Genomic DNA, 12,280 nt, shown 5'->3' on the forward strand with positions numbered 1-12,280 from the left:
AACGTCCAGAGTGGGCGCAGCGGGTGCACTGTGGAGAAGTGTGCCCTTGACGGCGTGGAAGCGGGAGTGAAGACTCCTTCAACAGAAAGTTGAATTCCGTTACGTGGAAGTAAATCGCGGCGGCTGAGAGGGGTCCGGGTGTCCGACACAGAACTGGTGCTGCGCTCGACGCGCGTCATCACACCCGAGGGGACGCGTCCCGCCACGGTCACGGTCGCCGACGGCAGAATCACGGCCGTGCTCCCGTACGAGGTCGCCGTACCCTCGAACGCCCGCCTGGAGGACTTCGGCGACCACGTCCTGCTGCCCGGCCTGGTCGACACGCACGTGCACGTCAACGACCCCGGACGCACCGAGTGGGAGGGCTTTTGGACGGCCACCCGCGCGGCGGCGGCCGGCGGCATCACCACCCTCGTCGACATGCCGCTCAACTCCCTGCCGCCGACCACGACGGTCGACAACCTCCGTACGAAGCAGGCGGTCGCCGCCGACAAGGCGCACATCGACGTCGGCTTCTGGGGCGGCGCCCTGCCCGACAACATCAAGGACCTGCGCCCGCTGCACGAGTCCGGAGTCTTCGGCTTCAAGGCGTTCCTGTCGCCGTCCGGGGTGGACGAGTTCCCGCACCTCGACCAGGACCGGCTCGCCCAGTCCCTGGCCGAGATCGCCTCCTTCGGCGGCCTGCTGATCGTGCACGCCGAGGACCCGCACCACCTGGAGGCGGCCCCGCAGCACGGCGGCCCCAAGTACGCCGACTTCCTCGCCTCCCGCCCGCGCGACGCCGAGGACACGGCGATCGCCCAGCTCATCGGCCAGGCGAAACGCCTCGACGCGCGCGTGCACGTCCTGCACCTGTCCTCGAGCGACGCGCTGCCGCTGATCGCCGAGGCGAAATCCGAGGGTGTGCGCATCACGGTCGAGACCTGCCCCCACTACCTGACCCTGACGGCCGAGGAAGTCCCGGACGGCGCAAGCGAGTTCAAGTGCTGCCCGCCCATCCGCGAGGCGGCCAACCAGGACCTGCTGTGGCAGGCGCTGGCGGACGGCACCATCGACTGCGTGGTCACCGACCACTCCCCGTCCACGGCCGACCTCAAGACGGACGACTTCGCGACCGCCTGGGGCGGCATCTCCGGCCTCCAGCTGAGCCTGGCCGCGGTCTGGACCGAGGCGCGCAGGCGCGGACACGGCCTGGAGGACGTGGTCCGCTGGATGTCCTCACGCACGGCGGAACTGGTCGGCCTGGACACCCGCAAGGGCGCCATCGAGGCCGGCCGCGACGCCGACTTCGCGGTCCTCGCCCCCGACGAGACGTTCACCGTGGACCCGGCGGCCCTCCAGCACCGCAACCGCGTGACGGCGTACGCGGGCAAGACCCTGTACGGCGTCGTGAAGTCGACCTGGCTCCGTGGCGAACGCATCGTCGCCGACGGCGAGTTCACCGAGCCGAAGGGGCAGCTGCTCACCCGCGACAACTGAACGAGACTCCCGCACCCGCAGCGGCCGACCCCGAAAGGACGATCTGATCACCGTGACGGCGCAGCATCCATCCCGTTTGGCCAGTTTCACCGGCGACGCGAACCCGTACGGAGGCGGTGACCCGTACGCCGACTACCGCACCGCCGACTTCCCCTTCACCCAGTACGCCAACCTCGCCGACCGGCGCCTCGGGGCCGGTGTGATCGCCGCCAACGACGAGTTCTTCGCCCAGCGCGAGAACCTGCTGGTGCCCGAGCGGGCCGAGTTCGACCCCGAGCACTTCGGGCACAAGGGCAAGATCATGGACGGCTGGGAGACCCGCCGCCGCCGCGGCGCCTCGGCCGACCACCCGTGGCCCACGGCCGAGGACCACGACTGGGCGCTGGTCCGGCTGGGAGCGCCGGGCGTGATCCGGGGGATCGTGGTCGACACGGCCCACTTCCGCGGCAACTACCCGCAGGCGGTCTCGGTCGAGGGCACCTCGGTACCCGGTTCTCCGTCCCCGGAGGAGCTCCTGGGCGACGACGTGAAGTGGACGACCCTCGTCCCGCGCACCTCGGTGGGCGGCCACGCGGCGAACGGTTTCTCCGTCTCCGTCGAGCAGCGCTTCACGCATCTGCGGGTCAACCAGCACCCCGACGGCGGCATCGCGCGCCTGCGCGTCCACGGCGAGGTCGTCCCGGACCCGCAGTGGCTGGCGACCCTGGGCACCTTCGACGTCGTCGCCCTGGAGAACGGCGGCCAGGCCGAGGACGCCTCCAACCTCTTCTACTCCCCGGCCACGAACACCATCCAGCCGGGCCGCTCCCGCAAGATGGACGACGGCTGGGAGACGCGCCGCCGCCGCGACCAGGGCAACGACTGGATCCGCTACCGCCTGGCGGCCCAGTCCCAGATCCGTGCGATCGAGATCGACACGGCGTATCTGAAGGGGAACAGCGCGGGCTGGGCCTCGGTGTCGGTGAAGGACGGTGAGGACGGCGACTGGCGCGAGATCCTGCCGCGCACCCGCCTGCAGCCCGACACCAACCACCGCTTCGTCCTGCCGAACCCGGCGGTCGGCACCCACGCGCGCGTGGACATCTTCCCGGACGGCGGCATCTCGCGGCTGCGGCTGTACGGCTCCCTGACGGAGGCCGGCGCGACGGCGCTGGCGGCCCGTCACCAGGAACTGGGCGGCTGACCAGGCCCGTTGCCGGACGCGGGGGCCGGCCCCCGGACCCCCACTCATCAAACGCCGGAGGGGCTGAGTTTTTTCAGCCCGTCCGGCGTTTGAGGACGAGGCCGTTCAGGCCGAAGCGGGGGTCTGGGGGCGGCAGCCCCCAGGTACGGGACGGGCAGGGGCGGCGGGGGCGAAAACCCTCCACGGCATCACGCCGCGAACCCGCCGTCCACCGCGAACTCCGCCCCGGTGACGTACTCGGCCCCCGCCAGATACGCCACCATCCCCGCCACCTCCTCCGCCGTCCCGTAGCGACCGATCGCCGTCATCGCCGCCTGATCCGCCGCGGACGGCCCATCCGCCGGATTCATGTCCGTGTCGATCGGCCCGGGATGCACGATGTTCGCCGCGATCCCCCGCCCACCCAACTCCCGCGCCAGCGCCTTCGTCAGTCCCACCAGCGCCGCCTTGCTCGTCGCGTACAGCGTCCCACCCGCCCACGGCACCCGCTGAGTCATACACGTACCGATCGTGATGATCCGCCCCCCGGACGCCATCCTCGCGGCCGCCGCCTGCGAGGTCAGAAACACCCCCCGGACGTTCACGGCGAGCACCCGGTCGACATCGGCGAGCGCCAGACCGTCCAACGGTCCCAGCACGCCCACGCCCGCGTTGTTCACGAGCACGTCCAGCCCACCCAGCGCCTCGGCGGTGCGCTCCACCGCCGCCACCGCCTCCTCCGCGTCCGCGGAATCCGCCCGCAGGGCCACCGCCCGCCGCCCCAGCGCCTCGATCCGCCGTACGACGTCCGCGGCCGCATCCTTGCCGTTCACATACGTCACGGCCACGTCCGCGCCGTCCCGGGCGAGCCGCAGCGCCGTCGCCGCACCGATGCCACGGCTGCCGCCGGTCACCAGGGCCACCTTGCCGTCGAGAGTTCCGTAAGTCGTCGTCATGGGTCCATCCCAGCGCCGGCAGCGCGCCGACGCTGGCGGCCAACGGACACCGAGATCGAGTGGCCGGAACACACCGGAAGGCCGGAACTCTTTCCTCCACCTCCCGCGTTCTCCTCACGTGACACTTCAGCAAGAGATCGTCGGCAACGCCATGCAGATGGCGGTCGTCAACCTGAGCCCCGGCCAGACCGTCTACTGCGAGGCGGGGAAGTTCCTGTTCAAGACGACGAACGTGACCATGGAGACCCGCCTCTCCGGTCCGTCGAACAGCGGCGGGCAGTCCCAGGGCGGCGGTGGCGGCGGCATGGGCGGCATGCTGCGCCAGGCCATGGGCACGGCCATGCAGGTCGGCCAGCGCATGCTCGCGGGCGAGTCGATGGCGTTCCAGTACTTCAGCGCACAGGGCGGCGAGGGCACCGTGGGCTTCGCGGGCGTGCTCCCGGGTGAGATGCGCGCCCTGGAACTGGACGGCACACGCGCGTGGTTCGCCGAGAAGGACGCCTTCGTGGCCGCCGAGTCCACCGTCGACTTCGGCATCGCCTTCCAGGGCGGCCGCACCGGCATGAGCGGCGGCGAGGGCTTCATCCTGGAGAAGTTCACCGGGTACGGCACGGTGATCATCGCGGGCGCCGGCAACTTCATCGACCTGAACCCGGCCGACTTCGGCGGCCGCATCGAGGTCGACACGGGCTGCGTCGTCGCCTTCGAGGAGGGCATCCAGTACGGCGTCCAGCGCGTCGGAGGCCTCAACCGCCAGGGCATCATGAACGCCGTCTTCGGCGGCGAGGGCCTGTCCCTGGCGACCCTGGAGGGCAACGGCCGGGTGATCCTGCAGTCGCTCACCATCGAGAGCCTGGCGAACGCCCTGAAGAAGGCCCAGGGCGGCGACAAGCAGGGCCCGACGGGCGGCCTGTTCTCCACCAACGCCGGATGACGCGCGCCGGGTGAGGTGCCGCAGGACCGACCGATGAGTTGCGGGGGCCCGTGGGGTCTGAGGTGATGACAACAGACCCCACACCAGGAAGCAGGCACCCGCCATGGGCAAGCTCGTCTCCACGATCTTCGTCACTCTCGACGGCGTCTACCAGGCCCCCGGCGGCCCCCAGGAGGACACCCGGGGCGGCTTCGAGCACGGCGGCTGGAGTTTCGTCTACGGCGACGAGGACTTCGGCCGGTTCGTCGGCGAGGTCTTCGAGCGCCCCGCCGCGTTCCTCCTCGGCCGCCGTACGTACGACATCTTCGCCTCGTACTGGCCGAAGGTGACCGACCCCGCCAACCGCATCGCCGCCCAGCTGAACGCGCTGCCCAAGTACGTCCCGTCGGCCACCCTCAGCGACCCCGCCTGGTCCGGCACGACGGTGATCGGCGGCGACCTCGCCAAGGAGGTCACCGCCCTCAAGGAGCGCACCGACGGCGAGCTCCAGGTGCACGGCAGCGGCGCCCTCGTCCAGTCCCTGCTGGACCTGGGCCTCGTCGACACCGTCCACCTGGTGACGTTCCCGGTGGTGCTCGGCACCGGCCTCCGTCTCTTCAGGGAGGGTGCCGTACCGACCAAGTTCCGCCACACGGGCGGCCGTACCACCCCCGCCGGGGTCTCCATCCAGTCGTACGACGTGGCCGGCCGGCCCGACTACGGCTCGTACGAGCTCCCGGAAAACGCCTAGCCGCAGATCAGCCGCGCCGGTACGGTGATCGCTCCCCGTGGGAGCCGCCGACGTCTCCGCACACCCGTCGGAGACCGGGAGAGCCGCCCCCATGTCGTCGATCGCCGTACCGCGCCCGCTGGCGCCCCGCCGAGCCTGGCTCACCGATCTGCCCGTGCTGCTCGTCGCGGTGGTGTGGGGTGCGAGCTATCTCGCCGCCAAGGACATCACCACCGCCCGGACGGTACTCGCCGTCCTGGTGCTGCGCTTCGCCGTGGTCCTGCCGGTGCTCGCCGTCCTCGCGCGGCGCTCCCTGCGCGCCCTCACCGCCGCCCAGTGGCGCGGCGCCGCTCTGCTCGGTCTGATCCTCGGCGGGATCTTTCTGCTGGAGACGTACGGCGTCGTGCACACCTCGGCGACCAACGCCGGCCTCATCATCAGCCTCACCATGATCTTCACCCCGCTCGCCGAGGCCGCCGTCACACGCGTCCGGCCCCCGCGGGCGTTCCTCGCGGCGGCCGGCCTCTCCGTGCTCGGCGTCGTCCTGCTCACCCAGGGCGGCGGCTTCACCCGCCCCTCCCTCGGCGACCTGCTGATGCTGCTCGCCGCCCTCGCCCGCACCGTGCACGTCCTCGCCATGGCCCGCATCAAGGCCGTCCGGGGCGCCGACGCGCTGCCGCTCACCACGGTCCAACTGGGCGCCGCCGTCGCGGTGTTCGCGGCCCTGTCCGTCGGCGCCGACGCCACGCCCTGGGGCACCGCGGCCGGCTTCGGGATGCGCGAGTGGGCGGGGCTGCTGTTCCTGTCCGTGTGCTGCACGCTGTTCGCGTTCTTCGTGCAGATGTGGGCCGTGCGTCGGACCTCCCCGTCGCGGGTCAGCCTGCTGCTCGGCACCGAGCCCCTGTGGGCGGCCGCGGCCGGCATCGCGCTCGGCGGGGAACGGCTCGGCGCGCTCGGACTGGCGGGCGGCGCGCTGGTGCTTGTGGGGACCGCGTGGGGACGCAGGGCCGCAGGTTAACGTGCGGAAAACTCATCGGACTTGACGGGAAAATCTCCGGACTTGACATTGACATGCCACTGTCTACGCGCGTCATCATGAGGGCATGACAACCCCCACACGCACCACTCGCATCGGTGCCGCAGCCGTTCTGCTGTCCGCCCTCCTCGTGGGCGGCGCCGTCACCGCCACCAGCGCGGACGCCGCGGCCGACTCCGTCGGCAGCATCTGCTACAACTCCCTGCCCTCCCAGGCGCACGACACCCTCGACCTGATCGACCAGGGCGGTCCGTTCCCGTACCGGCAGGACGGCGTCGTCTTCACCAACCGTGAAGGCGTCCTGCCCAGCCAGGCGTCCGGGTACTACCACGAGTACACGGTCATCACGCCCGGTTCGCCCACGCGCGGTGCCCGCCGCATCGTGACCGGTGAGCAGTCCCAGGAGGACTACTACACCTCGGACCACTACGCGACGTTCGACCTGATCGACTTCAGCTGCTGAGCGACTTCCCCACTCAGTCGCTCCGAGGGAACGGCGTGACCAGCCGGGAGTCCGGTGGCGCTCATCCGGACTTCCGGCTCTCCGCGGCGGCGAACAGCGCGAGCGCCAGCACCACCAGGGCGACGCTCGCGTAGACCCCGTAGCCGTCGAGGAAGCCGAGCCGTTGCACGAGGCCCACATGCCAGTGGGTGAACTCGTGCACCAGGCCCAGCACGCCCTGCACCAGGGCGATGAATCCGAGTAGCTCCAGCAGCTGCTTCATACTCCGACCCTCGCCCCGCGGACTCCCCACAGACATCGGCCGCGGGGCGAGTCGTAGCGGCCGGAAGTCCACCGTCCGGCGGTGGCGCGCGCCGAAAGTCTCCAGTGGTGCAACTTTGGTCGGGGATCCTCCGTGTGGAGCGGTGACGGGTCGCCGCACTGCGTAGATTTGTCGACCGTGAGGGATGACAAGCCGACACCGGCCGCGGGGGTCATCGGCCGCAGATGGCTGTTCCCGTCGGCGCTGCTGCACGAGATCGACCCCGACGCCGGGCGGCCCCGGCGCACCGTGCGGGACTGGGTCGTCGACTTCACCTGCTTCCTGCTCGCCGTCGCCATCGGTCTTGCGGCCGCGAACACCCTGCACCACGACACGCACACCCCGCACGCCCTCGCCGTCGTCGACCAGCTGCTGGGAGCGCTGTCCTGCGCCGCGGTGTGGGCGCGCCGCCGCTGGCCGCTCGGGCTCGCCGTCGCGATGATCCCCGTCGGCCTCCTGTCGAACACGGCGGGCGGCGCCGGCATGATCGCCGTCTTCACCCTCGCCGTGCACCGGCCCTTCCGGTACGTCGCCTGGATCGGTGGCATCTCCCTCGCGCTGATCCCGCCGTTCTTCTGGCTGCGCCCGGACCCCGACCTGCAGTACGCCGGGGCGGTCGCGTTCGCCGAACTGCTCACCCTCACCGTCATCGGCTGGGGCATGTTCGTCCGGTCCAAGCGCCAGCTCATGGTGAGCCTGCGCGACCGCGCTCGGCGGGCCGAGACGGAGGCCCAGCTGCGCGCCGAGCAGGCCCAGCGGCTGGCCCGCGAGGCCATCGCCCGCGAGATGCACGACGTCCTCGCGCACCGGCTGACCCTGCTGAGCGTGCACGCGGGCGCCCTGGAGTTCCGGCCCGACGCACCCCGGGAGGAGGTCGCGCGGGCGGCCGGCGTCATCCGTGAGAGCGCGCACGAGGCCCTCCAGGACCTGCGGGAGATCATCGGCGTGCTGCGGGCGGGCGAGCCCGACGACGCGGGCCGCCCGCAGCCGACGCTCGCCGCGCTGGACGGGCTGGTCGCCGAGTGCCGCGAGGCCGGCATGAAGGTCACCCTCGCAAGCCGCGTCACCGACCCCGCCGCCGTCCCCTCCTCCGTCGGCCGTACCGCGTACCGCATCGCCCAGGAGGCCCTGACCAACGCCCGCAAACACGCCCCCGGCACCGAGGTCACCGTCTCCGTCACGGGCACCCCGGGCGAGGGCCTCGTCGTGGACGTACGCAATCCCGCCCCGGAGGGGGAGGTGCCCGCCGTGCCCGGCTCCGGGCAGGGGCTGATCGGGCTGACGGAACGGGCCACCCTGACCGGCGGACGGCTCGAGCACGGGCCGCAGCCGGACGGCGGGTTCCGGGTGCGGGCCTGGCTGCCCTGGGGATGAGGCGACCCGGGCGCGGCGGCCCCGCCCACCGTGATTACGTAAGGCCCATGACTGCGATCAGACTGCTCCTCGTCGACGACGACCCCCTGGTGCGGGCCGGGCTGTCCCTGATGATGGGCGGCGCCGAGGACATCGAGATCGTCGGCGAGGCCGCCGACGGCGCCGAGGTCGAGGAACTCGTCGACCGCACCCGCCCGGACGTGGTCCTGATGGACATCCGGATGCCGTCGGTGGACGGCCTCACGGCCACCGAGCGGCTGCGGGACCGCAAGGACGCCCCGCAGGTCGTGGTCCTCACCACCTTCCACGCCGACGAACAGGTGCTGCGCGCCCTGCGGGCGGGTGCCGCCGGGTTCGTCCTCAAGGACACCCCGCCCGCCGAGATCGTCGACGCCGTGCGCCGGGTCGCGGTCGGCGACCCCGTGCTGTCGCCCACCGTCACACGGCAGTTGATGGAGCACGCCGCGGGCTCCGGAGCCGACACCCGGCGCACGCACGCGCGCGTGCGCATCGGCACCCTCAACGACCGCGAACGCGAGGTCGCCGTCGCGGTCGGCCGCGGCCTGTCCAACGCGGAGATCGCCGCGACGCTCTTCATGAGCGTCGCCACCGTCAAGACCCATGTCTCCCGCATCCTGGCCAAGCTCGACCTCAACAACCGTGTGCAGATCGCCCTGTTGGCGTACGACGCGGGCCTACTGGAGGAATCGGAGGGGAACGGGCACTGAGCGCTCCGCGGGATGCGCCGGTCGATCGTCCGCGGCGTCGTCGTGGCTTTCGCGCCCCGCGGGATCTGTCCGGCGGACGGGCACTGACGCAGCCTGCCGTGCGTTGTCGATGCACCGGGGGAAAACCGGGCGGGGGACGGGGCGGGACGGGGAGAACATGACGGACGTGATCGACCTGGGGGAGTTCGGCGACGGGTTCCGCGAGGACCCGCATCCCGTGTACGCGCGACTGCGCGAGCGCGGGCCGGTGCACCGGGTGCGGCTGCCCCCGCCCGACGAGCACCACGTGACCTGGCTCGTCGTCGGCCACGAGGAGGCGCGCACGGCGCTCACCGACCCGCGGCTGGCCAAGGACGGCAGCAGGATCGGCATGGTGTTCCTCGACGAGGAGCTGATCGGGAAGTACCTCCTGGGCGCCGACCCGCCGCAGCACACGCGCCTGCGCGCACTGGTCTCCAGGGCCTTCACCATGCGCCGCGTGGAGGAACTGCGGCCGCGGATCCGGCAGATCACCGACGAACTGCTCGACGGGATGCTGCCGCGCGGCCGCGCCGACCTCGTGGACTCCTTCGCGTACCCGCTGCCGATCACCGTGATCTGCGAGCTGCTGGGCGTACCGGAGATGGACCGCACGCAGTTCCGCAAGATGTCGACCGAGGCGGTCGCGCCGACCAGCGCGGACAGCGAGCACGACGCCTTCGTGCGGCTCGCCGAGTACCTCACCGGGCTGATCGAGGACAAGCGGTGCGCGGGGCCGAGCGGCGACCTGCTCAGCGACCTGATCCGCACCACCGCCGAGGACGGCGACCGGCTCTCCCCGGGCGAACTGCGCGGCATGGCCTTCATCCTGCTCATCGCCGGGCACGAGACGACGGTCAACCTGATCGGCAACGCGGTCCACGCCCTGCTCACCCACCCGGACCAACTCGCCGCCGTGCGCAACGACTTGGACCTCGTCGACGGCGTGGTCGAGGAGACGCTGCGCTACGAGGGACCGGTGGAGAACGCCACGTTCCGGTTCGCGGCCGAACCCCTTCAGATCGGCGGCACCCGGGTAGAGAAGGGCGACTTCGTGATGGTCGGCCTCACCGCGGCCGACCGCGACGGACTGCGCTACCCCGCCCCGGACCGCTTCGACATCCACCGCGACACCCGCGGCCACCTGGCCTTCGGCCACGGCATCCACTACTGCCTCGGCGCCCCCCTGGCCCGCCTCGAAGCCCGCACGGCGATCCGCACCCTCCTGCAACGCGCCCCTGGCCTGGCCCTCGACGCCCCACCGGGCGACTGGCTCCCCGGCATGCTGATGCGCGGGGTGCGCAGCCTGCCGGTGCGCTGGTAGAACACCGATCCGGACGTTCCCAGGGGGCATGCGTGCTGCGCACCGCGGAGATCACCGCCGAGCTGACCGGACCGCTCGGCGGCGACAACTCCCACCAGCTGCACTGGAGTTCCAAGCTCGAGTTCAGCGTGGACTGCTTCATCTGCGAGCGGACCGGCCGCACCACGGTCTACGAGCGCGGTGCCGAACGGGCGCTGTGCTCCGGCAGCCGCAGCGGTTTCCGCAGCCACTACACCGCGGGCCGGATCGCCGCGTACGACACGACCTCCGGTTCCGAGCGGCTCGCACTGCGGGCCCTGGTGGACTTCTGGTGGGCCCCCTTCGAGGACGTGAAGGACGGCAGAAGGGGCCTGGCGCCCACCAGTCACCCCTGGGTGCGTCTGAACCTGCGCCACTACTGCCCGAAGACCAAGGAGTCGGGCACGAACAGCATCCAGACCAATCTGGTCCGGCCGTACGAACTGAGATGTGCCCACTGCGAGTCCCTCATGGCGACGGACGCCGCGGCTCCCGCGATACGCCTGGTCACCTGAACGCCGACTGCACCCGCCCCGGAGGCTCCGCAGGAACACCTCTCTGCGCTCCCGTCGGAAGACCTCGCAGGCCTCGGCGATCCGCTACTCCGCCCCGCGATTGAGTCCTCGCCGTGCTGATGTGCTGGGCGCGCTGGTAGCCGCGCTACGGCAAGGGGCTACGGCGGTCACCTGAACGCGGACTCGGTCCGCCCGGGGATCTCCGCGAGCGCCACCTGTCTGCGCTCCCGGCGGGAGACCTCGCAGGCCTCGGCGATGCGCAGTGCCTGCAGGGCCTCGCGGCCGTCGCAGGGGTTGGGGCGCTGGCCGAGGACCACCTCGACGAATGCGGCCAGCTCGGCCTCGTAGGCAGGCCCGAAGCGCTCCAGGAAGCCGGACCACGGCTTGTCCGCCGCCGGTGGCCCGGTCGGCTCCGTGGACGCGATCGGCGTACGGTCGTCCAGGCCCACGACGATCTGGTCCAGCTCGCCGGCCAGCTCCATGCGGACGTCGTAGCCGGCGCCGTTCAGCCGCGTCGCCGTGGCCGTGGCGAGGGTGCCGTCGTCAAGCGTGAGCAGCGCGGCCCCCGTGTCCACGTCACCCGCCTCCCGGAACATCGGCGGCCCCGCGTCGGACCCGGCCGCGTACACCTCGACGACCTCGTGCCCCGTCACCCAGCGCAGCGCGTCGAAGTCGTGGATCAGCGCGTCCCGGTACAGCCCGCCGGACAGCCGCAGCCACCCCGGTGCGGGAGGCACCTGGTCGGACGTCACCGCCCGTACGGTGTGCAGCCGCCCGAGCCGGCCCGCGAGCACCGCGTTGCGCGCGCCCGTGTAGCCCGCGTCGAAGCGGCGCTGGAACCCCATCTGCAGAATCGTCCCGGCGGCCTCGACCTCGCCGATGGCATGCAGGGTGCCGGGCAGATCCAGCGCTATGGGCTTCTCGCAGAACACCGGGAGCCCCGAGCGTGCTGCCCGACCGATCAGTTCGGCGTGGGCCGACGTCGCCGTCGTGATCACCACGGCGTCCACGCCCCACTTGAAGATCTCGTCGACCCCCGGCGCAGCCGTCTCCCCGAGGCGGAGCGCGAGCTCCTGGGCCCGCGCCGGATCCACGTCCGTGAGGATCAGCGACCCCACGTCGCGGTTGCGGCTGAGCGTCTTCGCATGAATGGTGCCGATGCGGCCCGTACCGATGACCCCGATGCGCATGAAAACAAAGTGAGGGTTCAGTGCGTACGCTGTCAATGCATATGTCCGGACAATCGGACTACACAACTTCCCG

At 71.6% G+C, this 12,280-nt stretch carries 13 protein-coding genes; 10 read left to right on the plus strand and 3 right to left on the minus strand.

Features of this window, described 5'->3' with window-relative positions; all coding sequences use genetic code 11:
• Window positions 1-138 precede the first annotated feature (138 nt).
• Together allB and alc are read left to right on the plus strand one after the other, a co-directional pair.
• Entirely contained in the window at window positions 139-1,479 is a 1,341-nt protein-coding gene (gene allB / locus ABD355_RS00600) for an allantoinase AllB (RefSeq protein WP_344397935.1), read from the plus strand.
• Between the two features lie 52 nt (window positions 1,480-1,531).
• Window positions 1,532-2,662 (plus strand): allantoicase, encoded by a 1,131-nt coding sequence (gene alc, locus ABD355_RS00605; RefSeq protein ID WP_344397936.1) that lies wholly within the window; start codon window positions 1,532-1,534, stop codon window positions 2,660-2,662.
• Between the two features lie 188 nt (window positions 2,663-2,850).
• Here alc and ABD355_RS00610 read toward each other — a convergent pair whose 3' ends face one another.
• Window positions 2,851-3,597, minus strand: a complete 747-nt coding sequence (locus tag ABD355_RS00610; protein ID WP_344397937.1) for an SDR family oxidoreductase — start codon at window positions 3,595-3,597, stop codon at window positions 2,851-2,853.
• 118 nt (window positions 3,598-3,715) lie between these two features.
• Here ABD355_RS00610 and ABD355_RS00615 point away from each other — a divergent pair, with 118 nt between their 5' ends.
• The 4 genes from ABD355_RS00615 to ABD355_RS00630 all read left to right on the plus strand — a co-directional run bounded on the left by ABD355_RS00615 (window position 3,716) and on the right by ABD355_RS00630 (window position 6,739).
• Window positions 3,716-4,531: an AIM24 family protein gene (locus ABD355_RS00615; protein WP_344397938.1), complete on the plus strand. Its 816-nt coding sequence runs from the start codon at window positions 3,716-3,718 to the stop codon at window positions 4,529-4,531.
• A 103-nt stretch (window positions 4,532-4,634) separates the two neighbouring features.
• Window positions 4,635-5,261, plus strand: a complete 627-nt coding sequence (locus ABD355_RS00620; RefSeq protein ID WP_344397939.1) for a dihydrofolate reductase family protein — start codon at window positions 4,635-4,637, stop codon at window positions 5,259-5,261.
• Window positions 5,262-5,352: 91 nt separating this feature from the next.
• Window positions 5,353-6,258: a DMT family transporter gene (locus ABD355_RS00625; protein WP_344397940.1), complete on the plus strand. Its 906-nt coding sequence runs from the start codon at window positions 5,353-5,355 to the stop codon at window positions 6,256-6,258.
• An 85-nt stretch (window positions 6,259-6,343) separates the two neighbouring features.
• Window positions 6,344-6,739 (plus strand): guanyl-specific ribonuclease, encoded by a 396-nt coding sequence (locus ABD355_RS00630; RefSeq protein ID WP_344397941.1) that lies wholly within the window; start codon window positions 6,344-6,346, stop codon window positions 6,737-6,739.
• 61 nt (window positions 6,740-6,800) lie between these two features.
• On the opposite strand, the gene ABD355_RS00635 is transcribed toward ABD355_RS00630, so the two are convergent.
• Window positions 6,801-7,001 (minus strand): hypothetical protein, encoded by a 201-nt coding sequence (locus ABD355_RS00635; protein ID WP_344397942.1) that lies wholly within the window; start codon window positions 6,999-7,001, stop codon window positions 6,801-6,803.
• Between the two features lie 168 nt (window positions 7,002-7,169).
• Here ABD355_RS00635 and ABD355_RS00640 point away from each other — a divergent pair, with 168 nt between their 5' ends.
• The 4 genes from ABD355_RS00640 (at window position 7,170) to ABD355_RS00655 (ending at window position 11,017) form a co-directional block, all read left to right on the plus strand.
• On the plus strand, window positions 7,170-8,414 hold the full coding sequence (locus ABD355_RS00640; protein WP_425585687.1) for a sensor histidine kinase: 1,245 nt from the start codon (window positions 7,170-7,172) through the stop codon (window positions 8,412-8,414).
• Between the two features lie 47 nt (window positions 8,415-8,461).
• The gene (locus ABD355_RS00645) at window positions 8,462-9,142 is read left to right on the plus strand and encodes a response regulator transcription factor (protein WP_344397944.1); all 681 of its coding nucleotides are present in this window, start codon (window positions 8,462-8,464) and stop codon (window positions 9,140-9,142) included.
• A gap of 157 nt (window positions 9,143-9,299) precedes the next feature.
• Window positions 9,300-10,484: a cytochrome P450 family protein gene (locus ABD355_RS00650; RefSeq protein ID WP_344397945.1), complete on the plus strand. Its 1,185-nt coding sequence runs from the start codon at window positions 9,300-9,302 to the stop codon at window positions 10,482-10,484.
• A gap of 32 nt (window positions 10,485-10,516) precedes the next feature.
• A complete protein-coding gene (locus ABD355_RS00655) occupies window positions 10,517-11,017 on the plus strand; it encodes a hypothetical protein (protein ID WP_344397946.1) in 501 nt (166 codons plus the stop codon).
• Window positions 11,018-11,184: 167 nt separating this feature from the next.
• Here ABD355_RS00655 and ABD355_RS00660 read toward each other — a convergent pair whose 3' ends face one another.
• Entirely contained in the window at window positions 11,185-12,207 is a 1,023-nt protein-coding gene (locus ABD355_RS00660) for a Gfo/Idh/MocA family protein (protein ID WP_344397947.1), read from the minus strand.
• Window positions 12,208-12,280 lie beyond the last annotated feature (73 nt).

The sequence above is a fragment of the Streptomyces longisporus genome (assembly GCF_039532765.1).
Taxonomy (GTDB): domain Bacteria; phylum Actinomycetota; class Actinomycetes; order Streptomycetales; family Streptomycetaceae; genus Streptomyces; species Streptomyces longisporus.